The organism is Arcobacter iocasae, assembly GCF_042214795.1.
GTDB lineage: Bacteria > Campylobacterota > Campylobacteria > Campylobacterales > Arcobacteraceae > Arcobacter > Arcobacter iocasae.
In genome coordinates this window covers 701949-727047 of sequence record NZ_CP090177.1, presented here as the reverse complement: position 1 = coordinate 727047, position 25099 = coordinate 701949, and the positions used below count along the sequence as shown (strand labels likewise).

At 29.7% G+C, this 25099-nt stretch carries 22 protein-coding genes; 14 read left to right on the top strand and 8 right to left on the bottom strand.

The window, feature by feature from the left end; translation table 11 throughout:
- Nucleotides 1-7: 7 nt before the first annotated feature.
- Nucleotides 8-2692, bottom strand: a complete 2685-nt coding sequence (gene aceE, locus LXN10_RS03640) for a pyruvate dehydrogenase (acetyl-transferring), homodimeric type (protein ID WP_375724576.1) — start codon at nucleotides 2690-2692, stop codon at nucleotides 8-10.
- A gap of 326 nt (nucleotides 2693-3018) precedes the next feature.
- On the opposite strand from aceE, the gene LXN10_RS03635 reads away from it, so the two are divergent.
- The 3 genes from LXN10_RS03635 to LXN10_RS03625 all read left to right on the top strand — a co-directional run bounded on the left by LXN10_RS03635 (nucleotide 3019) and on the right by LXN10_RS03625 (nucleotide 5793).
- The gene (locus LXN10_RS03635; protein ID WP_375724575.1) at nucleotides 3019-3783 is read left to right on the top strand and encodes a lipoate--protein ligase family protein; all 765 of its coding nucleotides are present in this window, start codon (nucleotides 3019-3021) and stop codon (nucleotides 3781-3783) included.
- Entirely contained in the window at nucleotides 3767-4684 is a 918-nt protein-coding gene (lipA, locus tag LXN10_RS03630; protein WP_258238698.1) for a lipoyl synthase, read from the top strand. The genes LXN10_RS03635 and lipA overlap by 17 nt, the downstream gene beginning before the upstream one ends.
- Nucleotides 4685-4929: 245 nt before the next feature.
- Nucleotides 4930-5793: an FkbM family methyltransferase gene (locus LXN10_RS03625; RefSeq protein ID WP_375724574.1), complete on the top strand. Its 864-nt coding sequence runs from the start codon at nucleotides 4930-4932 to the stop codon at nucleotides 5791-5793.
- A 2-nt stretch (nucleotides 5794-5795) separates the two neighbouring features.
- On the opposite strand, the gene LXN10_RS03620 is transcribed toward LXN10_RS03625, so the two are convergent.
- Nucleotides 5796-6581: a hypothetical protein gene (locus LXN10_RS03620; protein ID WP_129101292.1), complete on the bottom strand. Its 786-nt coding sequence runs from the start codon at nucleotides 6579-6581 to the stop codon at nucleotides 5796-5798.
- Nucleotides 6582-6685: 104 nt separating this feature from the next.
- Between LXN10_RS03620 and LXN10_RS03615 the strand changes: the two genes are divergently transcribed.
- Nucleotides 6686-6880: a YwbE family protein gene (locus LXN10_RS03615; RefSeq protein WP_129101293.1), complete on the top strand. Its 195-nt coding sequence runs from the start codon at nucleotides 6686-6688 to the stop codon at nucleotides 6878-6880.
- The gene (locus LXN10_RS03610) at nucleotides 6880-7323 is read left to right on the top strand and encodes a YaiI/YqxD family protein (RefSeq protein WP_375724573.1); all 444 of its coding nucleotides are present in this window, start codon (nucleotides 6880-6882) and stop codon (nucleotides 7321-7323) included. Before LXN10_RS03615 ends, LXN10_RS03610 begins: the two co-directional genes overlap by 1 nt.
- On the opposite strand, the gene LXN10_RS03605 is transcribed toward LXN10_RS03610, so the two are convergent.
- On the bottom strand, nucleotides 7320-8297 hold the full coding sequence (locus LXN10_RS03605) for an endonuclease/exonuclease/phosphatase family protein (protein ID WP_375724572.1): 978 nt from the start codon (nucleotides 8295-8297) through the stop codon (nucleotides 7320-7322). The genes LXN10_RS03610 and LXN10_RS03605 overlap by 4 nt on opposite strands.
- A gap of 79 nt (nucleotides 8298-8376) precedes the next feature.
- Here LXN10_RS03605 and LXN10_RS03600 point away from each other — a divergent pair, with 79 nt between their 5' ends.
- On the top strand, nucleotides 8377-9234 hold the full coding sequence (locus LXN10_RS03600) for a DUF234 domain-containing protein (RefSeq protein WP_375724571.1): 858 nt from the start codon (nucleotides 8377-8379) through the stop codon (nucleotides 9232-9234).
- Between the two features lie 57 nt (nucleotides 9235-9291).
- A complete protein-coding gene (locus tag LXN10_RS03595; RefSeq protein WP_375724570.1) occupies nucleotides 9292-9948 on the top strand; it encodes a class I SAM-dependent methyltransferase in 657 nt (218 codons plus the stop codon).
- 539 nt (nucleotides 9949-10487) lie between these two features.
- On the opposite strand, the gene LXN10_RS03590 is transcribed toward LXN10_RS03595, so the two are convergent.
- The 3 genes from LXN10_RS03590 to LXN10_RS03580 form a co-directional block, all read right to left on the bottom strand.
- On the bottom strand, nucleotides 10488-11471 hold the full coding sequence (locus tag LXN10_RS03590) for an IS110 family transposase (RefSeq protein WP_375723002.1): 984 nt from the start codon (nucleotides 11469-11471) through the stop codon (nucleotides 10488-10490).
- A gap of 330 nt (nucleotides 11472-11801) precedes the next feature.
- The gene (locus tag LXN10_RS03585; protein WP_375724569.1) at nucleotides 11802-12557 is read right to left on the bottom strand and encodes an alpha/beta fold hydrolase; all 756 of its coding nucleotides are present in this window, start codon (nucleotides 12555-12557) and stop codon (nucleotides 11802-11804) included.
- Complete coding sequence (locus LXN10_RS03580) at nucleotides 12554-13714, bottom strand: MFS transporter (RefSeq protein ID WP_375724568.1); 1161 nt, start codon at nucleotides 13712-13714, stop codon at nucleotides 12554-12556. Before LXN10_RS03580 ends, LXN10_RS03585 begins: the two co-directional genes overlap by 4 nt.
- Before the next feature lie 145 nt (nucleotides 13715-13859).
- Here LXN10_RS03580 and LXN10_RS03575 point away from each other — a divergent pair, with 145 nt between their 5' ends.
- From LXN10_RS03575 to LXN10_RS03545, 7 genes are all read left to right on the top strand, one after another.
- Entirely contained in the window at nucleotides 13860-15983 is a 2124-nt protein-coding gene (locus tag LXN10_RS03575) for a methyl-accepting chemotaxis protein (RefSeq protein ID WP_375724567.1), read from the top strand.
- Nucleotides 15984-16235: 252 nt separating this feature from the next.
- A complete protein-coding gene (rpsL, locus tag LXN10_RS03570; RefSeq protein WP_013136382.1) occupies nucleotides 16236-16619 on the top strand; it encodes a 30S ribosomal protein S12 in 384 nt (127 codons plus the stop codon).
- A gap of 16 nt (nucleotides 16620-16635) precedes the next feature.
- Entirely contained in the window at nucleotides 16636-17103 is a 468-nt protein-coding gene (gene rpsG, locus LXN10_RS03565) for a 30S ribosomal protein S7 (RefSeq protein ID WP_375724566.1), read from the top strand.
- A 9-nt stretch (nucleotides 17104-17112) separates the two neighbouring features.
- On the top strand, nucleotides 17113-19221 hold the full coding sequence (gene fusA / locus LXN10_RS03560; RefSeq protein WP_375724565.1) for an elongation factor G: 2109 nt from the start codon (nucleotides 17113-17115) through the stop codon (nucleotides 19219-19221).
- Nucleotides 19222-19391: 170 nt separating this feature from the next.
- Nucleotides 19392-20258, top strand: coding sequence for an NAD(+)/NADH kinase (locus LXN10_RS03555; protein ID WP_375724564.1), 867 nt, complete (start codon nucleotides 19392-19394; stop codon nucleotides 20256-20258).
- Between the two features lie 5 nt (nucleotides 20259-20263).
- The gene (locus tag LXN10_RS03550) at nucleotides 20264-21799 is read left to right on the top strand and encodes an AAA family ATPase (protein ID WP_375724563.1); all 1536 of its coding nucleotides are present in this window, start codon (nucleotides 20264-20266) and stop codon (nucleotides 21797-21799) included.
- Between the two features lie 118 nt (nucleotides 21800-21917).
- A complete protein-coding gene (locus LXN10_RS03545; RefSeq protein ID WP_375724562.1) occupies nucleotides 21918-23195 on the top strand; it encodes a peptidase U32 family protein in 1278 nt (425 codons plus the stop codon).
- 6 nt (nucleotides 23196-23201) lie between these two features.
- Here LXN10_RS03545 and LXN10_RS03540 read toward each other — a convergent pair whose 3' ends face one another.
- Both LXN10_RS03540 and LXN10_RS03535 read right to left on the bottom strand, forming a co-directional pair.
- Nucleotides 23202-24422: an ArsS family sensor histidine kinase gene (locus tag LXN10_RS03540; RefSeq protein WP_375724561.1), complete on the bottom strand. Its 1221-nt coding sequence runs from the start codon at nucleotides 24420-24422 to the stop codon at nucleotides 23202-23204.
- On the bottom strand, nucleotides 24419-25093 hold the full coding sequence (locus LXN10_RS03535) for a response regulator transcription factor (RefSeq protein WP_375725320.1): 675 nt from the start codon (nucleotides 25091-25093) through the stop codon (nucleotides 24419-24421). The genes LXN10_RS03540 and LXN10_RS03535 overlap by 4 nt, the downstream gene beginning before the upstream one ends.
- Nucleotides 25094-25099: the final 6 nt, after the last annotated feature.

Here is a 25099-nt window from a genome sequence, read left to right as displayed (position 1 = left end):
TTACTCCTTATGCTTTTAGTGGGTTGATTTTATCTGGGTTGATGTTATGTTTTTTCATAGCATCAGCTAAAATAGATTTTTTCAATTTACCATTTTTAACAAGTTGTGATAAAGTAGTAAATACAATAAAGTCTGCATCAACTTCAAAGAAACTTCTTAAGTTAGCTCTACTATCACTTCTACCAAATCCATCAGTTCCTAAAGCTTTGAAGCTTCCTTTTAAGTAAGGGCTGATTTGCTCAGAATATGATTTCATATAATCAGTTGCAGATATGAAGATAGATTCTTCGTCATCACCTAATACTTGAGTCACATATGGAACTTTATCTTTTCCATTGATATCTAACATATTTGATCTTTCTACATCTTGTGCATCTCTTGTTAATTCGTTATACGAAGTAACTGAGTAAATATCACTTGCGATTCCATAATCATCTGCTAATACTTTAGCAGCCGTTCTAACTTGTTGTAAAATTGAACCTGAACCTAATAAATTAACTTTGTAGTCATTTTTAGCTTTAACAGTTTCTAATTTATAAATACCTTTTTTGATACCTTCTTCAGCACCTTTTGGCATTGCTGGTTGGTGGTAATTTTCATTTAATGTTGTAATGTAGTAGAATACATCTTCTTGTGTTTCACCATACATTCTTCTAACACCATCTTGAACAATAACTGCAACTTCATAACCAAATGTTGGGTCATAAGTAACACAATTTGGAATAGTATTAGCAATAATATGAGAATGTCCATCTTCATGTTGTAAACCTTCACCATTAAGTGTAGTTCTACCAGATGTTCCACCGATTAAGAAACCTTTTGCTTTTTGATCTCCCGCTGCCCAACACATATCACCTGTTCTTTGGAATCCAAACATTGAGTAGAAAATATAAAATGGAATCATAGGACAATCATTGATTGAGTATGAAGTAGCTGCTGCTATCCAAGAACCCATTGAACCTAACTCATTAATACCTTCTTGTAGTACTTGACCTTTTTTATCTTCTTTATAGTATGCCACTTGATCTTTATCTTGTGGGATATATTTTTGACCTTCAGCTGCATAAATACCAAGTTGTCTAAACATACCTTCCATACCGAATGTTCTAGCTTCATCAGGAACGATAGGAACAATTCTTTTTCCGATTTGTTTATCTTTAACAAGTGTATTTAAAACTCTTACAAATGCCATAGTAGTAGAAATTTCTCTATCACCACTTCCTTGTAAAATAGCATCAAAAGCACTTAATTCTGGAATAACAAGTTTTTCAGTAAAGGCTTCTCTTCTTTGAGGAACAAATCCACCAAGCGCAGCTCTTTTTTCTTTGATATATTTCATTTCTTCTGAATCTTCAGGTGGTAAGTAGTATGGTAATTTTTCAATTTCTTCATCAGTAACAGGAATATCAAATCTATCTCTAAATTGTCTTAAAGATTTTAAATCTACTTTTTTAACACCATGTGCAATATTTTTACCTTCAGCAGCTTCACCCATACCGTAACCTTTTACAGTCTTAGCTAAGATAACAGATGGTCTACCTTTAGTTTCATTTGCTTTTTTGTATGCTGCATAAACTTTAACTGGATCATGTCCACCTCTGTTTAACATCCAAATTTCATCATCACTCATATTTTCTACGAGTTTTGCAGTTTCAGGGTATTTGTTGAAGAATTTTTCTCTTGTGTAAGCTCCACCTTTTTGTTTAAAGTTTTGGTACTCACCATCAACAGTCTCTTCCATAAGTTCTAGAAGTTTTCCAGATGTATCTTTAGCTAATAGTTCATCCCATTTGCTTCCCCAGATAACTTTAAGTACTTCCCATCCAGCACCTCTAAATTCACCTTCAAGTTCTTGGATAATTTTTCCATTTCCTCTAACAGGACCATCAAGTCTTTGTAAGTTACAATTGATAACAAAAATTAAGTTTTCTAATCCTTCTCTTCCTGCAAGTCCAATTGCTCCTAATGATTCAGGTTCGTCACACTCACCATCACCCATGAAACAATAAATCTTTTGATTAGAACAATCTTTGATTCCTCTATCAGTTAAGTATTTTAAAAATCTTGCTTGATAAATAGCTTGAATAGGTCCTAGTCCCATAGATACAGTTGGAAACTGCCAATATGTTGGCATAAGTCTAGGATGTGGATATGATGGTAAACCTTTTCCATGAACTTCTTGTCTGAAGTTATCCATTTGTTCTTGAGTAAGTCTTCCTTCTAGAAAACTTCTTGCATAGATACCTGGAGAGATATGTCCTTGGAAAAATATTAAATCTCCACCATCTTTTTCATTTGGTGCTTGAAAAAAGTGATTAAATCCAACATCATATAGTGTTGCAGAAGATTGAAAAGATGCGATGTGCCCACCTAATTCTAAATCTTTTTTAGAACCTCTTAAAACCATAAGTTGTGCATTCCATCTAATGATAGATCTTATTTTTCTCTCTAGTGATAAGTTACCTGGCATTTTAGGTTCTTGTTCTACTGGAATAGTATTCAAATAAGCAGTAGTCGCATTATATGGTAAATATGCTCCACTTCTTCTTGCTTTATCAATAAGTTTTTCCAAAAGAAAATGAGCTCTTTCGCTTCCTTCTTCTTCAATAACTGCTTCTAAAGCATCAATCCATTCTTGTGTTTCTTGCGGATCAAGATCTTTCAAGACATCGTTTAAGTTTTCAACTGACATTTAGTAATCCTTGTTAGATTTTTTAATAGAAATTGCGATTTTCTCTATATTTACTGGTGAACATATGTCCAAAATGTAAAAATAATGTAAGCCCATTATCGAGTGTATCGAATTGTGGTCATATGGTACTTATTTTTACTTAACATATACTTATCAGAAAAATTAATTTTTTCATTTAAGTTATATTAGAAATATTATCAAATATAATGAAAAAACAACAAATTTTAGTCTATTTTACTAGAAAATTATGTTAAAAATATGTAAAATATTAATTAAAATTTAAGTTTAAGATAAAAATAATTATTTTTTGCTTAGAAAAGGTTTCTATGATTGAAGAAAAAAGCTCGTTTAGAGTTATAAAAGATGGTGAAAATTCTGCTAGGGTAAATATGGCAACAGATGATGCATTAATATCATCTTTTGAAGAAAATGATAAAGCTATTTTAAGAGTTTATCATTGGTCAAAATCATTTACTATAGGGGTTTCCCAGGACTTTTCTTCTTATTCATTTTGTGATGAATATAATGGTAATTTTGCTAAAAGAGTTACAGGTGGTGGAGTACTATTTCATGGTCATGATTTATCATACTCACTAGTCATACCAACACCTATGCTAAAAAGTTACAATATTAAACAATCATATGAGCTGATTTGTTATTTTTTGCTAAATTTTTACAAAAAATTAGGTCTAAAAACGAGTTTTGCTAAGGATGATGAGGGTGTAAATCTATCTAAAAATGAGTTTTGTCAAGTGGGTTATGAAGCTTATGATATTTTGGTAAATAGACAAAAAATTGGTGGAAATGCACAAAGAAGAACAAAAAAAGTAATATTTCAACACGGTTCAATTCCTTTATGCAGTGTGAAAAAAAGTAACACAAATTTAGAAAATGAAAACAGTATTGATGAAAGATTTGGAATCAGCTTAGAAGATTTAAATATAAATTTAACATATGAAGAAGCAAAGAATTTATTGATAGAATCTTTTAATGAAAGTTTTAAAGTAGAATTGATAAATTCACAATTAAATGAGAAAGAAAAAAAGAAAAAAGAAGAGTTATTAAAGGATAAATATGACTATGCCAAGTAATATGGAATTTGCTGAGAAAAAAGTAAATTTCAAAAAACCAGAATGGTTAAGAAAAAAATTAACACCAAGTGCACAAATAGAGATGGAAAATCTTTTAAAAGATGTGGGTGGATTACATACAATATGCCAAGAGGCAAAATGTCCAAATATAAGTGAGTGTTTTGCAAAGAAAAATGCAACATTTCTTATTTTGGGAGATATTTGTACAAGAAGATGTTCATACTGTAATGTAAAAACTGGACTTCCAACTGAAGTTGATTTAAGTGAGATACAAAAAGTTACGACTTCTGTAAAACACCTTGGACTTAAATTTGTAGTAATTACAAGTCCTGCTAGAGATGATTTAAAAGATGGTGGAGCACAACAATTTTATAGGGTGACAAAAGATATTTTAGAAAAATGTCCCGGAACTCAAGTGGAAATTCTAATCCCTGATTTTAAAGCACGAGAAGAATCACTTCAAACTGTTATTGATTCTGGGGCTGTTATTATTGGACATAATATTGAAACGGTTCCTCGATTTTATAAAATCAGAAAAAATGCTTCATATGAAAGATCACTTCAAGTATTAAAAAGACTAAAAGAATTAGGTGGTGATAAAATCAAAACTAAATCAGCTCTTATGGTTGGACTTGGAGAGACTGAAGAAGAGATGGTACAAGTATTTAAAGACCTAGTTGCTGTTGGCTGTAAGTTTTTAAGTATCGGACAATATTTAGCGCCAAGTGGAGATTATGCAAAAGTTATTGAGTATGTAAAACCTGAGCAATTTGCAAGATATAAAGAACTTGCTATGGATTTAGGATTTGAATTTGTACACTCAACTCCATATGCTAGAAGTTCTTATTTGGCACATGAATATTTAGGTCATGAGAGTGCTAACAAAGATTTACTAAAATAATATGATGATATAATCCTTCAAATAAAAAAGGATAACTCATCAATCTAATTGGACTTGATTACATAAATCAAAAAGATAAAGAGTTAGTTGAACTCTTTATCTCTTCTAAAACTACTAAAAAATATATTTTAGGTATAAATAAACTTACAAAATCAGTATTAAAACATATAGAAGTAGCTGGAATAATTGATGACTTTACAAGAGTTCAAAGTTCTCGAAAAAAAACAGTTTTAAAAATAGAAGATGTGCAAAAAGATGCTTTGATATTATCAACATCAAGTGGAAGTCCCCTCGAAGTAAAAAATGGCCTTGATAAAATGGGTTTTAAAAACATAAATTATCTTGCTCTTTGTAAATATAGTGATTTAGAGTTAGCTAGTCCTGATTTTATAGATGATTTTAAAGATGACTTTATAAATAACAAGCTTGAGTATGAAAATACTTATAATCTTTTAGCTGATGATAAATCAAAAGAGATATTTGAAAAGATAATTAATTTTAAAATATCTTATGACCTAACTTTTATGCAAGGTTTTACAAATGATCACGGAAGCCAATATTTTGATAAAGAGATAATCCCAAAGATTAAAAATATAAGATTTGTAGATGGTGGTGGATATGTGGGAGATACTTTAAAAGAGATTATTAAAAACTATCCAGACTTTGAAAAAATATATTGTGTAGAACCAAATACTTTACACATAAATATAGCAAAAAGAGATTTTGGGGATATTGATAATATAGAGTTTATAAATTGTGGTTTGGGAAGTGAAAAAATAGTAAACCAGATAAAAGAAGAGAAACAAAATAATTGTGCCCATGATTATCAAGCTACAAATATAAACAGTATAGATAATCTCATAAGCCAAAAAGTTGATTATATAAAACTAGATATTGAAGGTGCAGAGCAAGATACAATAATTGGGGCAAAAAATACAATAAAAAAATACAAACCCATACTTGCAATTTGTATATATCATAAAGCACAAGATTGGTATAAAGTTCCCCAGTTAGTCTTAGATATAGAAAGTGACTATGATATTTATCTAAGACATTATATGGAAGGTATATACGAAACTGTTATGTATTTTATTCCCAAATTTAAATAAGCCTAAATAAGTTTAAAAAATCTAAATACCTTTGTTTGAATAAATATAAGTAGAGCAGAACTACAAAAACCAAGTATCGTACCCTCCACAACTCCAATAGTTGGATATGTTAAATATACTACATAAGAATAAACAATAATACTAGTAAGTCCAAATGGGGTGTTTTTTATGATGGTTCTAGCTTGTAAATTACTATGATTGAAATGTATTATTAAAAGCAAAGGTAATAAGATAGTTGGGAATGATGAAAAGATACCTGCAATACTTGCTGGAACATATTTAGGTAAATTTGAGATTATTAAGAAAATGATTAATGTAAGTATACTTCTTATTACTAAATCATAGATTGAGACTTTTGATATCTTTACGATTTTATGATCTTCTTTTTTTGAAAAATATATAGCACTAATAATTAAAAGTGTAAAGATAATTAGTGGAGTGAAAATTATATGTGGAGGAATAAAAGATAAGATAAAGGCAATTATTAAATATGAAATAAAAGAGATAACTAAACTCAAAATCACTTCAAATTTTCCTGTATAAAATGTACTAATATAATAACCAATAGAAAAAGCCAAGGCTGCAAAAAGACCATGTATATTATACAAAGCAGTCTCTTTTACATAATTCACCCCATACTCTATAGCAAAAAATATTAAGGTAATAGAACTTCCAAGAGGAAGACCTGAAAGTAGGCCAGAGAGTTTTGGACTAACTTTCTCAGCAATTACTGTTAAACTTAAAACTAAAGCAATGACTGTAATAGCTTTTAATACAAATATTTCCATTTAATTCTTTCTTTTATAAATGTCTTTAGAATAATATCTTGAAATATATAAATAAATAGTTTTATAAGATTTTGATATACTACAAAATAAATAAAAGGAAGAAAATGGCAGATGGTAAAAAGCGTTTTGATGTAAAAATTGGAGCAAAGGTAAATATAGTTTTAAAACAAGACCAAAGAAGTGGAAATCTAACTCAAGGGATAGTTAAAAATATCTTAACAAATTCTCCTACTCATCCCCATGGCATAAAAGTAAGACTACAAGATGGACAAGTTGGACGAGTGCAAGAGATCTTATAATGAAACTTTTTATAGATGGAGATGCTTTTCCTAATATGTTAAAACCCATAGTTTTAAGAGCCATTGAAAAAAAAGGCTTAGAGACTTTAGTTTTTGCAAATAAAAAAATAGATATTGGAAAATCAAATCATGTGAAATATATCATCGTGGATTTGGGAGCAGATGAAGCTGATAATAAAATTGTTGATGAGGTCTCAAAAGATGATTTGGTTATAACAGCAGATATTCCCCTAGCTTCTAGAGTAATAGAAAAACAAGCCCATGCTATTGATCATAGAGGTGAAACCTATACAGATGATAATATCAAACAATATTTAGCCATAAGAAACTTGATGCAAAGTATAAGAGATGCAGGAGAGATGACAAAAGGACCACCACCTTTTAATAAAAAAGATGTACAAAAGTTTGCAAGCTCTTTAAATGCATTTTTACAAAAAGTTTAATCTATATCTATCTCACATACAACTTGAGCATGATCACTTTCTAGTAGTGAGCCATTTTGATTTCTTTTTAGGTGTTCATCAAATACTTTGTAAGAGATAATTTTATCTTTTAAGTCATTTGATACAAAAATATAATCTATGACATTGCCATCTGAAAAGTGATAACTTGTGGGTGTTCTTTCTATGCTTTTTTGTTCAGGATGTGGATTATAAATCTCTTCTTCATGGTGATAATAAGCATCAAAAAGTATATATTCATCATCTTGGGATTCTTCATGATAAGCTTTGTTGCATAAAGCATCAATTGTCATTGAATACTCTTTGTCATTTAAATCACATAAAAATATTGTAGGTATTTTTGACTCTTTGATTTCCATAAATAAGGAAGATGCTTCTATTAGTCTTTGTTTTAAAACACTTGAAAAATCATTCTCTAAGGCAACTTTTGTTTTTTCTATTTTCTCTTTTAAAGTAGTATCTTTTTTAAATATATATTCAAACTCATTTAATCTATTTGATTTAAGATGATTTACATAAACAGCTATTTTTGTTTTGTTTGGAAGTTCTATTATTGCTTTTATTGGAACTCTTGAAAAGGCAAATTTATCTTTAAAATTGTGTTTTTTTATACTAGCTAAATCATATCTAACATTTTTATTTGAGATAATTGGGAACTTAGAAGCAAGGGCTAAAACTGTAGTTTTATAGATAGTTGGATTTTTTGTATTTATCTTTGGCTTATCCACACTTAAAAAGTGTTCATAACCTAACTCTTTGCAGAGTTCTTTTAACTCTTCTATTGAAAATACTTCTTGAAAACCGATAATATCAGCATCCAAAATTTTGATTTGTTCTTTTATCCAAGATACTTTTTGTTCCCATTGTTCTTGGGTAAACTTGTCTTTTTTGAAATACCAAGAAAAAGGTGGGGCTGTAAATTGAAATAGGTTGAAAGTGGCAAATTTAATATTCATAAAGTTATTATATCCGATTTATGTTATAATCCCAAAAACAATTAAAGGCTTTACTATAATACTTAATACTAAAACAATATTGGAGCAATTTCAATATTTCTGTAAACAAAACAATCCAAAAGATATGGAAACTGCACTAAATTATTTTGCCATATTTGGTGGACTTGATATAAAAATCGATACTACTAAACCACTTGGTAAACTAATAGAACGACATATTTTAGATGAATATTATGACTTACAAGAGTATATTTCAAAACTGACAAAAAACTCTTTACCATACTATAAAGTTCTAACTGGTATTGCTTTAGGTGATAGAAGAATTAATAGTGCATTTAAAAGAGCAGATGTAGAATATGACGAAGGAATAAAAGCTTTACACGACCTAGAAGAGTTAGAGGTAATTTATACTGAAACTTCTATTGACCATCTAACAAATAAATTTGAAGATAATGATGTGGCTGATAAGTTATTATTCAATGCTCCTTTTTTAAGATTTTGGTTTGCCTTTATATCACCACTTTATAGGGGAATTGCAAGAACTGAATATAAAGAGTTTTATGAGCGATTTAACAACTACAATGCAGAGTTTATGCAACTAATCTTTGAACAATTAAGTCATGAGTATGTAAAAGAACTTTTTAAAGATGATGCAATAGAAGAGATTGGAAGATTTTGGGATGAAAATAATGAGATAAATCTTGTAGCTGAGACAGAATCTGGGAAAATTATTGTGGGGTCTTGTAGATATACAAATAGCAAGATGAAAAAAACAGAACTTACAAGACTAAAAGAGCTTTGTGAAAAGTTAGAGATAGTTCCTGATTATGTTTTATTATTTTCAAAAAGTGGTTTCACAAATGAAGTAAAAGCACTAAAAAGTGATGGAGTAAAACTCTTCACAGTAAAAAGCCTAAAAGCGATTTTAGAAGCATAAAACTTTTTTAGTTCAGATACTCTAAATAAAGAGTATACTGAACCTTGAAAGGTTCTTATGCCAAAACTACGATACACATATCAAACAATAGAGTTTGGTAATATGGACATACATGTCCGAACTTTAAAAGATACACAACAATACGACGAAGAGTGTGATTTAAATCCTACTACAGGAATATCCTCTGCCAACTGGTCATTATTTGGAGTTCTTTGGCCCTCATCTAAAATTTTAGCAACTTTAATGAATAACTATAATATCAAAGATAAAAGAATCCTAGAAGTAGGGTGCGGAATAGCTCTTTCAAGTTTAGTTCTAAATCACAGAAATGCAAATATAACAACAACAGATTTTAACCCAGAAGTTCAAAAATTCTTGGTAGAAAATACAAGAATAAATCATGGAAAAACAATCCCCTTCGAGTGTGCAAACTGGGCAAATGCTGATGATACTTTAGGAAAATTTGATTTAATAATAGCAAGTGATATTTTATATGAACAGTTTCACTTAGAGGATTTAAGTAGATTTTTAAATGAACATACAAATGATTCTTGTGAGATAATTATAGTAGACCCAGGTAGAGGAAATCATGCAAAGTTTTCTAAAATGATGGTTTTATTAGGTTATGTTCATAGTCAAAGTGAACCTTTGAATACTTCAGATTATTTGGATGAGCCTTTTAATGGACAAATTATTCGTTATATAAAAGGGTAGTTCTTTTCTCTTGAAGAGGTAAACCTCTCCGCTCCTCTTACTTTGTGTGGACAAAGTAAGCAAAACCACCAACCGTATCAAAGCCCTTTGGGTTCCCTCATTTATTATTTATCTTTTCTGCCTTGCAAAACTCATATAAAAATATGCTTTATAGCATATTTGTTATATTCAAACAGTTGCAAGCCTTTTCCGAAAAGAGAAATAAACATTCGGCTTTTACAAATGTTGGAAAAAAGGTGGGATAAGGACATTTACATTTTTGATTGAAAGCTATTCTTAACTTCTTATATTCTCAATTACTAAAAGATTGTTCAAATTATTATTAAAAAGACACCAAAAGATATTACTACATCTACAGAAGCCGAACGGTTATCTTTCTCTTTTCTAAACAAGATTGGTAACTGTCTGAGTGTTTAAAAGTTGCTAAACGCAAGTTTTAATAAGCGAGTTTTACCAATCAGAAAAGATAAAAATAATAAGTGAGGGAACCTTTGGCTTCGAAGTTGCCACCTTAAAAACCAATAAAAATATTAGAATTTTCATAAATATCTTTTATATCTTTCTTCATCATATTTTTCGTTATTTTTATAAATACTATGTGCGATTACTACTATTTTTCTCATAACTGCTATTTGTGCTACAGTGGTATGTTTACCATTCTCTTTTAATCTATTATAAAACCTTTTTAATTCTTCATTATATTGTGTTGCATTTAGACTTGCCATAAATAATACACTTCTACATAGTTTTGAACCAGCTTTTGATATTCTTGTTTTACCTTTTATTGATGTTCCAGATGTTTTTTCTATTGGATCTAATCCTGCTAGGGATATTATCTCTTTTTGGTTTGCATTAGAATATTGTATAAAATGATGCAATAATACTATTGCTGATACTTCTCCTACACTTTTTATACTTTGTATATTAATAAATGCTTCTTGAAGTTTTTCATCTTTTGCTATTACTTTTTTTATTTCAAGCAGTATCTCTTTTTCTTTTTGTTCTAAAAGCTTTATCTCTTTTTTTATTCTTTGTATTAATTTACTTATACCATCTTTTGCAATTAAAGATTCCAAATGATTTTTATTTTGTGATTTTTGTTTAATTAAAAATTGATAGTAAGTTATTAACTCTTTTATCTCTTCTATTTCTTGTCTTATTACTGGTACTTTAATTTGTTCTTTTGAGGCAGTTACTATCATTTGAGATAACATTCGGGCATCATTTACATCATTCTTATTTCTTTGTCCTATTGCTTTACTAAAATTTGAACTTTGTTTAGGATTTACAATAAAGCATTTAATATTTTTATTTGCTGCAAACTTTTTTATAACAGAAGAATAATTCCCTGTTGGTTCATAAACAAATACTAATTTATCGATATCTTTTTTATATTGTTTCTTTAACTTAGAATACAAACTTTTTAATGATTTTATATTATTCTCAATAACCAAATCTAAATCATTATATGGAACATACACATTGATTGTTGACTTACTAATATCTAATCCGATAGAATACATATCTGGAACCTTTATTTTAGAATAAAGAGTTCGTTAGGGTAGGATTTCTCCTACCTGATTTGTCATACATATTTCGGACTCGTAAATTCGAACTAGATTATTACTGTTCTTGTTGCCACTCAAACTTTTAATATGACTATCTGACTTCAAATCAAGATGATTATTTTTTAATCTCTTTCGCCGTAGTTCGATATATCATTTAACAAACTCCATGAAAATATATTATCTATATCTCCATTAATTTTATTATACGAGCCGTAGTTGCTTTTGCTTACTTTTCGTCAATACAAAAGTAAGAAAGCGGAGAGGTTTACCTCTTCAAGAGCAAACCTATTTACAAAACCTCTCTATTTCAGTTGAGAAATAAACAGGACACTCTATCATAGGATAGTGTCCTGCTTCCATGCACTCTATTATCTCAAAATCATTATAATACCCCTCAAACTGCTTTCTCACATTGTTTTTATGAAAAGCAGGTAAATCATGATGACCTACCATTATTTTTATTGGTATAGTTATATCTTTCACTTCATCTATAAAATCAGTTGTAAGATACATAGTCATATAACCAGTTCTAGCTTCTAAAGTTGAAGCTTCATATCCCATTTTGACTCTATAATCTTTCCATGGTTGATTGTATCTATTACTTGCACTTTCAACTACATATTCAATAAAGTTTTCATTTTTTTTCATACTAGCGATTAGTTTATCTTGCGCTTGGGGTTTCATTTTTATGCCAGATGCTGAGATTGGGGTGATTAGAATTAGTTGTTTGACTCTATCATCTATTAAGGCTACTTTTTGGGCTATCATTGTGGACATTGAGTGGGCTAGAAGATTTACTTCTTTTAGATTTAGTTTTGTGATTAGGTTTTTTATATCATTTGCTGCTTCTTCGCAAGTGTATTCTCCTTGGATATCTTTTGACAAACCATAACCTCTGTGGTCTACAAATATGTATGTGAAGTTTGTAGTATCTATATAAGGTAGTATTGGATCAAAGTTTGTGTGATCTCCCATGAGTTCATGTAAAACTAAGATATTTTTTTTACCATTGCCTACAATTTTATGCCCAAGTATTGTCATGCTAACTTATCCTCAAATTTATATTTTTTTAGGAAATATAAACATAGTCCAACTCCTAGTAAAGCCATAAATGCACCACTTAGTGCTGGGTAATTGTAATTTAATCCCATAAATAAAGGAATACCACCTAAAAATGCACCTAAAGAATTAGCCACATTAAAAGCAGCTTGTAAAAATGCAGCTCCAAGCATTGCAGAGTGTTTTGCGCTGTCTAACATGATGATATTAATAGGTGCCCCAATAGACATGGCGAAGGCACCACATAAAAATGTAAGAATAACAGTTGCAAATTTATATTCTGATAGGAAAAATACTAATACTAAACATAAAACCATCATCGATAAAAGGAAGATTGCTACTTTTATAGGGTTTCTTTTATCTGCTAAATATCCACCAACTATATTTCCAACTAACATTCCAAGACCAGCGATAATCATCATGTATGAGACACTACTTTCTTCGAAATTTGTAACATTTATTAATAATGGAGCAATATAACTAATCCATGCAAACAATCCACCAAATCCAGTTGCTACGATAGCTAATATGTGCCAAGCTTTGATAGTCTTAAAAAATTGTAATTCATCTTTTAATGTGATAGTTTTTATCTCTTTTTGTTTTGGAAGATTTTTGTATAAAGAGAATATTGTTATTAATCCAATTAGTGAAACTATAGCAAAAGCAAATCTCCAAGAAAAGGTATGACCTAGATATGTGGTAAGTGGAACCATAGCAACATTTGCAATAGTAAGTCCTGTAAACATCACGGCAATTGCTTGTGCTGACTTGCCCTTTTGGGCAAGTTTTGCCGCAACCACTGTTCCCACACCAAAAAAAGCACCATGGGGTAATCCACTAAAAAATCTAGATATCAAAAGAGTAGAATAATTAGGTGCGATAGCAGATAAAAAGTTGAAAAATGTAAATAGAACCATAAAAGCTATTAGGATGTTTTTAGCAGGAAACTTGGCACTTAAAGCAACCAAAATAGGTGCTCCAATAACTACTCCTAAAGCATAAGTAGAGATTAAGTGTCCAGCAACTGGAATACTTATATTTAAGTCATTTGCGACATCTGGCAGTAGACCCATAATAGCGAATTCAGTCGTACCAATAGCAAGACCACCTAGAGCTAGGGGTAATAATTGTTTTGTCATAAAAAGTATCTTTATTTTGATTTTTTTGAATTTTAGTGTTTTATGCCTTAGTCTTTTATCAAAGATAAAATTAATATAAATTTATCACAGTAATGACACATTGCTAAGGTATAATTGTTACAAAACATATTTCCGAAGGAAAAAAATGAATATTTCTAGTATAAAATCAAAACTTCTTGTATTGCTATTTATAAGTATCTCTTGCTCATTTCTTATACTTGGATACAAAGATGCTTCAAGTAAGTATCAAACTGAATCTTCATTAGTAAAAAAAGATGAATCCGCTTTATCTAAGCAAACAGCTAAGTTTATTAATGACTATCTTCAATCAAAAATTACTGTAGTAAACTCTGTTGCTAATATGATAGAAAATGAAAATCTTACTATAGATAATAAAGTTTTAATAAATCAACTTATGCTTGGTAAAAAAGCAGGTGATTTTGCAAGTATGTATTTAGGCTTGGAAGATAGTGGTGACTTAATCAAGTTTAATGGTGACTTGAAAAGTATAGCAACTATGAATTATGATGCTCGAATTAGACCATGGTATAAAAAAGCTATCAAAATACAAAGTTCAGGTGTAACAGAACCTTTTGTTGATAATACTACTAAAAGATTAGTTATTACAGTTTTTTCACCATATGTTAAAGATGGGAAATTTATAGGTGTTGTTGGGGCAAATATATTTTTAGACACTGTTGTAAATGAGATATTAAATTTAAAACTAGGAGAAGATGGGTTTGCTTATCTTTTATCAAGTGATGGGAATATAATAATTCACAAAGATAAAAATCTTCTAAAGAAAGAGAGTCAATTATTTAAAAGTATCAAATCAGATGAAGATAATAAATTTGCAGAAGCTACTGAAAATGGAGTTAAAAAACTTGTAGCTTATAGTAAAGTTTCTATTCCTTCTTGGTATTTGGTTGTTGAATTAGGTAAAGAGGGTGTATACAAAGAAATAAATAGACATATCTTAGAACAAATAGCTATTTATGTGGGATTATTAATCATAATTTTATTACTTTTATATTTCTTACTAAAAAAACTATTAAATCCTATAAATACTCTTGAATCAGGATTAAATCACTTCTTTGAATACTTAAAAGGTGCAAAAAATACAGTTGAACCTCTAAATATTCATACAAATGATGAATTTGGGAATATGGCAAGAAAAATTGATGAAGAAATAGTCTTTGTAAAAGAGGGGATTGATAAAGACAGATTGCTAATTGAAAATGTAAAAGAAGTAGTTACTAAAATCAAAAATGGAAATCTAGATGTTCAAGTAGAAAAAACCTCTTCAAAAGAATCATTAAATGAATTAAAAGATATTCTAAATGATATGATAAAAGCAAATGCTAAAAATGTAAATAATAATATCAATACAATTTTAGCTGCACTTAAAAACTACTCAAAACTTGATTTTGAGAAAAATATAGATAATGCTACGGGTGAAGTTGCAAAAGGTCTAAATGGGTTATGTGATATTATTAATGGAATGTTACAAGAGAACTACCAATTAGGGTTAACTTTAGAAAATAATGCAAAACAACTTTTAGAAAATGTTAATACACTTAATAAATCATCAACAGATACAGCAGCATCGTTAGAAGAGACTTCTGCTTCAATTGAAGAGATTACTTCAACAATTGTAGAAAATACTCAAAATATTTCACAAATGGCAGTTTATTCAAATAATTTACTTAAATCAATTAGCTCAGGACAAGCTTTAGCAAAACTAACAGTTGAATCTATGAATGAGATAAATGAACAAACAAGTGCAATAGCAGATGCAATTACAGTAATTGATCAAATATCTTTCCAAACAAATATTTTATCACTAAATGCAGCAGTAGAAGCGGCAACAGCAGGAGAAGCTGGGAAAGGTTTCGCAGTAGTTGCTGCGGAAGTGCGAAATTTAGCTTCAAGAAGTGCAGAAGCTGCTAAAGAGATAAAAAGTTTAGTAGAAAATGCCACAATAAAAGCAAATACTGGTAAGAAAAATGCAGATGAGATGATTAGTGGATATGCAGAATTAAATGAAAATATAAATAAAACTACACAACTAATATCTCATGTTGAAGTTGCTTCAACTGAGCAAAAACAAGGAATTGAACAAATCAATGATGCAGTTGCTAGCCTTGATTCAAGAACTCAAGAGAATGCAAATGTTGCAAACCACACTCACCAAATTGCTATGGATACTTCTAATATTGCTAAAGACATTATTGAAAATGTAAATAAAAAGAAATTTAGAAAAGCATAAGAATAAGGCTAGTTTTTTAGCCTTATTTTATAAATAAAATGAAATCATAAAATAGATACAACAAACATATACATATACTTACTAAGCCTAAATTAATTTTATTTTAAGTATAATCCCTAACTTTTTTAGAAAACAACTACAGTTTCTCTAAAATGGTAGTATCGTTTTGATTATACAGGTGTATATATCAAGTCAATCGAGAAGCCTGGGTAATGCTATAATTATTCAAACCAATTTATATAAAGGGAAAAAATGCCTACTATTAATCAATTGATTAGAAAAGAGCGAAAGAGAGTGGTTGAAAAATCAAAATCTCCAGCACTTGAAAAATGTCCACAAAGAAGAGGAGTATGTACAAGAGTATATACTACAACTCCAAAGAAACCTAACTCGGCTTTAAGAAAAGTTGCAAAAGTTAGATTAACAACAGGATATGAAGTTATTTCATATATCGGTGGTGAAGGTCACAACTTACAAGAACACTCTATCGTTTTAGTTAGAGGGGGAAGAGTTAAGGATTTACCTGGGGTTAAATATCACATCGTTAGAGGTGCTTTAGATACTGCTGGTGTTGCAAACAGAACTGTTGCAAGATCTAAATACGGTACTAAGAAGCCTAAAGCGGCTAAGAAATAAGTAGAAGGATAATAAGATGAGAAGAAGAAAAGCTCCAGTAAGAGAAGTATTAGCAGATCCTATCTACAATAGTAAAGTGATCACAAAATTTGTTAACACTGTAATGTTAGATGGTAAAAAATCTGCTGCAGAAAAAATTATGTATGGTGCAATTGCAAACTTAGATGCTAGAGGTGAAGAAGCTGGTATCGAATTATTTGAAAAAGCAATTGAAAATGTTAAACCACTTTTAGAAGTAAAATCTAGAAGAGTTGGTGGAGCTACATATCAAGTTCCTGTTGAAGTTAGAGCTGTAAGAAGACAAACTTTAGCATTAAGATGGCTTGTAGATGCTTCAAGAAAAAGAAATGAAAGAACTATGGTTGAAAGATTAGCTAACGAATTATTCGAAGCTGCTAACGACAGAGGGTCTGCTTTCAAGAAAAAAGAAGATATGCATAGAATGGCAGAAGCTAATAAAGCATTTGCACATTATAGATGGTAGGAATTATAAATGGCTAGAACAACACCACTTAACAGAGTTAGAAACATTGGTATCGCTGCTCATATTGATGCAGGGAAAACAACGACTACTGAAAGAATTTTATTTTACACAGGTGTATCACACAAAATTGGAGAAGTACATGAAGGTGCTGCTACAATGGACTGGATGGAACAAGAGCAAGAAAGAGGTATTACAATTACTTCTGCTGCTACTACTTGTCACTGGAAACACCCAATTACAAGTGATGATTTACAAATAAACATTATTGACACTCCAGGTCACGTTGACTTTACAATTGAAGTTGAGAGATCTATGAGGGTTCTTGATGGTGCTGTTGCAGTATTCTGTTCAGTTGGTGGGGTACAACCACAATCTGAAACTGTTTGGAGACAAGCAAATAAATATAAAGTACCAAGAATGATATTCGTTAATAAAATGGATAGAACTGGTGCTGATTTCTTTATGGTTGAAAAACAAGTTAATGAAAGATTAAAATCAAATGCTATTCCTATTCAGTTACCAATAGGTGCTGAAGAAGATTTTAAAGGTATTATTGATTTAGTACAAATGAAAGCTATCGTTTGGGATGAAGATGCAGCTATGGGTTCTCACTACCATGTAGAAGAAATTCCTGCTAATTTATTAGAGCAAGCACAAGAGTATAGAGAAAGAATGGTTGAGGCTGCTGCTGAACAAATCGAAGAGTTAATGGAAAAATACCTTGAAGGTGAAGAATTAACTCAAGAAGAGATCACAAGAGGTATTAAAGCTGGTTGTTTAAATATGACTATTACTCCTATGACTTGTGGTACTGCATTTAAAAACAAAGGTGTTCAAACTTTACTTGACGCTGTTGCTATGTATTTACCAGCTCCAACAGAAGTTGCTGATATTAGAGGTGAAACTCAAGATGGTGAAGCTGTTATCGTTCCTTCTACTGATGAAGGTGAAGTTGCAGCATTAGCATTTAAAATTATGACTGACCCATTTGTTGGACAATTAACATTTGCAAGAGTTTATAGAGGTGTTTTAGAATCTGGAACATATGTAATGAACTCTACAAAAATGAAAAAAGAAAGAATCGGAAGATTACTTAAAATGCATGCAAATAATAGAGAAGAGTGTTCTCAATTATATGCAGGTGAAATCGGTGCAGTTGTTGGTCTTAAATCAACAATTACAGGTGATACACTAGCTAGTGAGAAAGATCCAGTTATCTTAGAAAGAATGGAATTCCCAGAGCCAGTTATCTCTGTTGCAGTTGAACCAAAAACTAAAGCTGACCAAGAAAAAATGGGTATTGCTTTAGGTAAACTTGCTGAAGAAGATCCATCATTTAGAGTAAATACTGATGAAGAATCTGGACAAACTATTATTTCAGGAATGGGTGAATTACACCTTGAAATTCTTGTAGATAGAATGAAAAGAGAATTTAAAGTTGAAGCTGAAGTTGGTGCTCCTCAAGTTGCTTATAGAGAAACTATTAAAAATGAAGTTAAATCAGAATACAAATATGCAAAACAATCTGGTGGTAAAGGTCAATATGGTCATGTTTACTTGACAATTACTCCTCTTCCAGCTGGTGGAGAAGAAAACTTTGTATTCGTTAATGAAATCAAAGGTGGAGCTATTCCTAAAGAATATATTCCAGCTGTTGAAAAAGGTTGTATTGAAACTATGCAAGGTGGTATCCTAGCTGGTTACCCAATGGTTGATATTCAAGTAACTCTTTATGACGGTTCTTTCCATGATGTGGATTCATCTGAATTAGCATTTAAATTAGCTGCTTCTATGGGTTTCAAACAAGGTTGTAGAAGTGCAGCTGCACAAGCTATCATCTTAGAACCAATCATGAAAGTTGAAATTGAAACTCCTGAAGATTATATGGGAGATGTTATTGGGGATTGTAATAAAAGAAGAGGACAAGTTCAATCTATGGATGATAGAGCTGGTGTAAAACTTGTTGTTGCAATGATTCCTTTATCTGAAATGTTCGGATACTCTACAGACTTAAGATCTATGTCTCAAGGTAGAGCAACATATTCTATGCTTTTTGATGCTTATCAAGAAGTTCCTAAAAATGTTTCTGAAGAAATTATTAAAAAGAGAAATGGTTAATTATCATTTCTGCTTTTAAATTAAAAACCCTAGCTTATATTAAGCTAGGGTTTTTTTTAGCATACTTTTTTTTGATTTTATAAAAAACAATTTTAACTTTTATTTTAAAACCTATTTTAAAAATAAATCATGATGCTTTACATGAAAGATAATTTTGATATAATCCAAACATGAAAATAACTACAAGTAATGAAAAACTAACCCAAATCAAAAAAGCAGGCTTTATATTAAAGCCCAATTCTCCTGAAATAAAAAAAGATTATGAGGTCATTAAAAATCACTTTTTAAAAGCTAATATAGAAGTTATATTAGAAAAACAAAGTGCCCTTATGATTAATGAAGGTGGTATTGAACTTGATAATTTATGTCAAATTTGCGATTTTTTGGTATCAATTGGTGGAGATGGGACTCTTATTTCTGTAGTTAGAAGAAGTTTTAAATTTGATATTCCAGTTCTTGGTATCCATCTAGGAACTTTGGGATTTTTGACTGATATTAGATTTAGTGAAGTTGAAAATTTTTTATCTTTGATGTTTAAACACGAATATAGAATTGACCATCGTATGATGATAAATGGCTGTGCAAATGAGCAAAGTTTTGTTGCTTTTAATGATATAGTAATTACTAGAAAATCAGTATCTTCGATGATAAGTCTATCTGCAAAAATTGATGGTAAACCTTTTAACTCTTATTTTGGAGATGGAGTAATTATTTCTACTCCTACGGGTTCTACTGCTTATAATTTATCTGTTGGTGGACCTATTGTTTATCCTTTAACTGAAGCTTTTATTGTAACGCCAGTTGCTCCTCATAGTTTGACTCAAAGACCATTGGTACTTCCAGCTGATTTTAAAATTGAGTTTACAATCACTGATAAACAAGGGGCCTTGGTAATAATAGATGGTCAAGATATTTATGATATAAATGAAAACGAAACTATCAAAATAGAGATTTCACCTAATAAGGCAAGACTAATTCACAGATGTCAAAGAAACTATTTTGAAGTATTAAATGAAAAATTAAGATGGGGAAATTAACAAATATGATTAATAGATTTTATTTAGAAAATTATCTTTCATTTCAAAAAGTTGATTTGGAGTTTGAAAAGGGTTTGATAGTATTTACAGGACCTTCTGGTGCTGGGAAGTCAATTCTGATGGATGCTTTTTTAGCTTTATTTGGAATAAAAGAGGCAAAAGCAGATTTAAGTGAAACAACAATTGAAGACTCACAAATATCTTATGAAGAGTTTGGAATAGAAAAAAATGATGAAATAATAATAAAAGAGTTAAAAAAAGATAAAGTTAGATATTTCTTAAATTCACAAACTATTTCAAAAAAAGCTCTTACACTATTTGCAAATAGTTTAGTTAAACATCTTCATTTAAAAGATAATAGTGACTTTGATAGTATTAGATTGGTTAGATTTTTAGATAGATTAAGCGCATCAAATGATGCTAGCTTTGAAAATGTATTAAAAGAGTATAAAGAGAGTTTTTCAGAACTCACAAATATATCTTCACAACTAAAAAAAATAAATGATGATGAATCAAAACTAGAAGAGTTAAAAGAGTTTGCTAAATTTGAAATTGAAAAGATTGAGTCAATAAACCCAAAAATTGATGAGTATGAAGAACTGAACGAGATAAAAAAACGATTAGCTAAAAAAGATAAAATAGAAGAAGCTATTTTGATGGCAAAAGGTATTTTTGAATATAGAACAAGTGTTTCAAAAGCTTTAGATACGATGGATAAAGATAGCTCATTTTTTGATGAAACAATTAATGAATTAGAAAATATATTTGAGAACTTTAGTGATTCTTTATCTGAATTAGAAGAATTAGATATAGAAGCTGTTTTAGATAGAATTGAAAAACTCTCTTCTTTGCAAAAAAGATTTGGTTCTATAAAAGAGGCAATTGAGTACAAAGAGCAAAAACAAGCGGAGTTGGACTCTTATGATAATATCTCTTTTGAAAAAACAATTTTAGAAAAAAAAGTAAAAGTATTGACTAGAAAAGTAGAAGAGCTAGCTTCTAACTTAAGTGTTTATAGAAATAGTAGTGCTAAGATTTTAGAAGAAAAAGTCAATTATTATTTAAAATATTTATATCTTTCAAATGCAAAAATATATTTAAAAGATAAACAAATAGATGCTTTAGGAAAAGATGAAGTTGCTTTAGATTTAAATGGTGTTAATTTAGAAACAATTAGTTCAGGGGAGTTTAATAGACTAAGACTTGCACTTTTAACTTCTATTAGTAAATTTGAGATTTTAAATAATGGGATTTTGTTTTTAGATGAGATTGATGCAAACCTAAGTGGAAAAGAGAGTGATGCAATTGCAACAGTTCTAAAAGAGCTGTCAAAATCATACCAAATATTTGCAATATCACACCAGCCACAATTAACAGCAGCTGCCAATCAGCACTTTTTTGTAGATAAACAAAATGGTGTTTCAAGTGTAAAAATACTTGATGACAAAGGCAAAATAGAAGAAATCTCTAGAATGATAAGTGGAGAAAATATTACAAAAGAAGCATATGAATTTGCAAAAAATTTGGTTGACTCTAAATAATCAAATTCTTATGCCATTTGAAGGGAAAACTTTAATATTTTTTTCTCATCTTTTTAATATTTTTTTTTAGTTATAATCGCAAAAATATAAAAATAGTGTTTATTACAAGGAAATATTAATGAATAAAGTGGAGTTATTAAGTCCCGCTGGAAATTTAGAAAAGTTAAAAATAGCAATTGCTTACGGAGCAGATGCTGTTTATGGAGGGGTTAGCCACTTTAGTTTAAGAATTAGATCAGGAAAAGAATTTACTTTTGAAAGTTTTAAAGAAGGAATTGATTACGCACACTCATTGGGCAAAAAAGTATATGCTACAATCAATGGATTCCCTTTTAATTCACAAATTGAGCTTTTGAAAAAACATATAGTTCAAATGGCAGAAGTAGGGCCTGATGCATTTATCGTAGCTGCTCCTGGAGTTGTAAGACTTTGTCGTGAAATTGCACCTCATATTCCAATTCACCTTTCAACGCAAGCAAATGTTATGAATTATCTAGATGCCCAAGTATATTATGACATGGGTGTTAGAAGAATAATAGCTGCAAGAGAAATAAGTCTAAAAGATGTAACTGAAATAAAAAAACATTTACCAGATATGGAAATAGAGATATTTGTTCATGGTTCTATGTGTTTTGCCTATAGTGGAAGATGTTTAGTAAGTGCTGTTCAAATGGGAAGAGTACCTAATAGAGGAAGCTGTGCTAATGATTGTAGATTTGAGTATACTTTATATGCTGCAAATGAAGATCATGGGACAATGTTCAGACTCGAAGAAGAACCAGGTGTAGGAACTTATATTTTCAATGCAAAAGATATGAACCTAGCTAGCCATGTGGATGAGATCTTAAAAAGTGGAGCAGTTGATTCTATAAAAATTGAAGGAAGAACTAAGTCACCTTATTATGCGGCAGTTACAGCTTATACTTATAGAATGGCAATAGATGACTTTTATACAAATAATTTTGAAGCGGAAAAATATCAAAAAGAGTTAGCAACTACTAAAAACAGAGGCTTTACTGATGCCTACTTGATTCACAGACCATTTGAAAGAGCAGATTCTCAAAATCATGAGTATGCCTTAAGTAAAGGTACTTATGAAGTAAGTGGACTTGTAACTGAAGATGAAGAGCACTTTTATTGTAAATATAAAACTTATCCAAATGAAGATATAGAGATTTTTGTTCCCTTAAATACAAAGATTGATGAAGTAGATAATGATATTGGAAAGATATATTTTAAAGATGGACTATATTATATTAACTTTAAAAAGATAATAACTGAAACTGGTAAAGAATTAGACTCAGTTCACAGTGGAAATACAAATAAAATAAAGTTACCAGGAAGGTTACCTTATCTTACAATGTTTAGAGTCGAAGATAAAATGATAATTGAGTAAATAATTTTATTTACTCATATCAATAATAAAGTGATTTTTACCATTTTCATAGGCATACTTAAACTTAAAGTCATGCAGTTCTATGGTAGTTTTCACTATATATAAACCTAATCCAAAACCATCTTTTCTTTTCTCTTCTTGAGAAAAAGGTTCTGTATAATAATTTAAATCATATTTTAATTTTTCACCACTAGAGATAACTTCTATTCTTTTTTGTGTGGCTATCAATGTTGCATGGTGATTTGGAGAAAACTTTATTGCATTGTCTATTAAGTTTTTTAGTGTAATTGAAAATAGTGCAATATCAACTTTTAGGTCAAAATTACTCATTTTGGTACTAATTGTACTTGCATCAATAAGTAATATATTCATAGCTTTTTTGTATATATTAAAGAATGTTGTATTTTCTTTGTAAATAACAGACATATTAGAAGAGAGTTTTTCAACTGTAGCTAACTCTTTTATAATATTATTCATTCTTTCAAATGCTCTTCCTAATATTTCTTTATTTTTATCATCTTCAAGGGATTCAACTATGAACATAGCTTTTGTAATAGGAGTTTTAAGTTCATGCATCATATTTCGCATAAATAGATTTTTTGAGTCTGTTAGATTATTTATATTTCTTATTGCATCATTAAAGCTTTTTGCAATTTTCCCTATTTCATCATTATTTTGGAAGTCAAGTTTTATATTTTTGTCACCACTTGAGAATTTTTGTATTTGTTTGTCTAGTGTTCTTAGAGGAATAAATTTTCTTCGTATAGCAAAATATAGTGATAGAAAAATAGCAACTGCAAATATGTATATAACTAAGGCAATACTTCTATTATAGGGCTTTGATTTTAAATCTAATAGAAGAATATTATAGCTCATTTTTTGAACATAAATATAGAACTTATTATAGTGTTCATAAATCCTTACTCTTCCAGAAGAAGATTCTTGAAACATAAGCTCTTTTGCATGATTTATAATATCTAACTTTTTTGTTCTATCTTCTATGGGATTTACTTCAAACTGTAAATATAGTTTTTTAAGTTGTTCTTCTTTAGGTAGTAGTTCCAAGCTATTTAACACACCATTAGCAATTATGCTATATCTTTGTTGTCTCTCTTGGTTGGACTTTTCTTTATCTAATTTTACAAAAAATAAAAATGTAGTTGTAATTGCAGCAAGGGCTAATACAAAGATAGTATTTATAAATGCAGTTATAGATATATTTTTCATATAGATAATTGGTATCCTATTCCTCTTACAGATTTAATGTAAGTGGTTGAATTATCAACTAATGCAATTTTATTTCTTATTCTTGATATCATAACATCAATATTTTTTAGACTACTATCATCTTCAATATGCAAACTGTCATAGATAAAGTCTTCTCTAGCAACTACTCCACCTTTTCTTTGTATAAGAAGTTTTAAGATATCAAATTCTGCCATGGTCAGATCTAAAAGCGTATCTTTAAAAAATATTTTCATATTTTCTAAGCTTAATTCAAAAATAGAGTTTTCACTTTTTTTAACTGGTTCAATATTTAATCTTTTTAAAATAGCTTTTATTCTAGCTTGTAATTCTCTTGGATTATAAGGTTTTGGTAGATAATCATCAGCACCCCTTTCTAATCCCATAACTTTGTCTAAAATATCATCTCTAGCACTTGATATAATAATTGGAATATTGGATGTTGTTCTAATTTTTGGAATAAGCTCTAAACCATCTATTTCAGGAAGGGTTAAATCTAATATAAGAAGTTTATAGCTCGGATCGGTTTTAATTATAGATAGCCCAGTATATGGGCTATCTGTATTTGTAACTTCGATGTCAAAGGGTTTTAAATAGTTTGTGATGATTTCAGCTAATTCTAAATCATCTTCTATCATTAATACTTTAATTATGGTAAG

Bases quoted from the DNA above. Each gene is read 5' to 3' on its own strand.
- LXN10_RS03540 (WP_375724561.1), bottom strand. From the start codon at position 24,422: ATGAAAAATATATCTATAACTGCATTTATAAATACTATCTTTGTATTA.
- LXN10_RS03610 (WP_375724573.1), top strand. From the start codon at position 6,880: ATGAAACTTTTTATAGATGGAGATGCTTTTCCTAATATGTTAAAACCC.
- LXN10_RS03605 (WP_375724572.1), bottom strand. From the start codon at position 8,297: ATGAATATTAAATTTGCCACTTTCAACCTATTTCAATTTACAGCCCCA.
- LXN10_RS03635 (WP_375724575.1), top strand. From the start codon at position 3,019: ATGATTGAAGAAAAAAGCTCGTTTAGAGTTATAAAAGATGGTGAAAAT.
- LXN10_RS03555 (WP_375724564.1), top strand. From the start codon at position 19,392: ATGAAAATAACTACAAGTAATGAAAAACTAACCCAAATCAAAAAAGCA.
- fusA (WP_375724565.1), top strand. From the start codon at position 17,113: ATGGCTAGAACAACACCACTTAACAGAGTTAGAAACATTGGTATCGCT.
- rpsL (WP_013136382.1), top strand. From the start codon at position 16,236: ATGCCTACTATTAATCAATTGATTAGAAAAGAGCGAAAGAGAGTGGTT.
- LXN10_RS03550 (WP_375724563.1), top strand. From the start codon at position 20,264: ATGATTAATAGATTTTATTTAGAAAATTATCTTTCATTTCAAAAAGTT.
- LXN10_RS03595 (WP_375724570.1), top strand. From the start codon at position 9,292: ATGCCAAAACTACGATACACATATCAAACAATAGAGTTTGGTAATATG.
- LXN10_RS03615 (WP_129101293.1), top strand. From the start codon at position 6,686: ATGGCAGATGGTAAAAAGCGTTTTGATGTAAAAATTGGAGCAAAGGTA.
- rpsG (WP_375724566.1), top strand. From the start codon at position 16,636: ATGAGAAGAAGAAAAGCTCCAGTAAGAGAAGTATTAGCAGATCCTATC.
- LXN10_RS03545 (WP_375724562.1), top strand. From the start codon at position 21,918: ATGAATAAAGTGGAGTTATTAAGTCCCGCTGGAAATTTAGAAAAGTTA.
- lipA (WP_258238698.1), top strand. From the start codon at position 3,767: ATGACTATGCCAAGTAATATGGAATTTGCTGAGAAAAAAGTAAATTTC.
- LXN10_RS03585 (WP_375724569.1), bottom strand. From the start codon at position 12,557: ATGACAATACTTGGGCATAAAATTGTAGGCAATGGTAAAAAAAATATC.
- LXN10_RS03575 (WP_375724567.1), top strand. From the start codon at position 13,860: ATGAATATTTCTAGTATAAAATCAAAACTTCTTGTATTGCTATTTATA.
- aceE (WP_375724576.1), bottom strand. From the start codon at position 2,692: ATGTCAGTTGAAAACTTAAACGATGTCTTGAAAGATCTTGATCCGCAA.
- LXN10_RS03580 (WP_375724568.1), bottom strand. From the start codon at position 13,714: ATGACAAAACAATTATTACCCCTAGCTCTAGGTGGTCTTGCTATTGGT.
- LXN10_RS03590 (WP_375723002.1), bottom strand. From the start codon at position 11,471: ATGTATTCTATCGGATTAGATATTAGTAAGTCAACAATCAATGTGTAT.
- LXN10_RS03620 (WP_129101292.1), bottom strand. From the start codon at position 6,581: ATGGAAATATTTGTATTAAAAGCTATTACAGTCATTGCTTTAGTTTTA.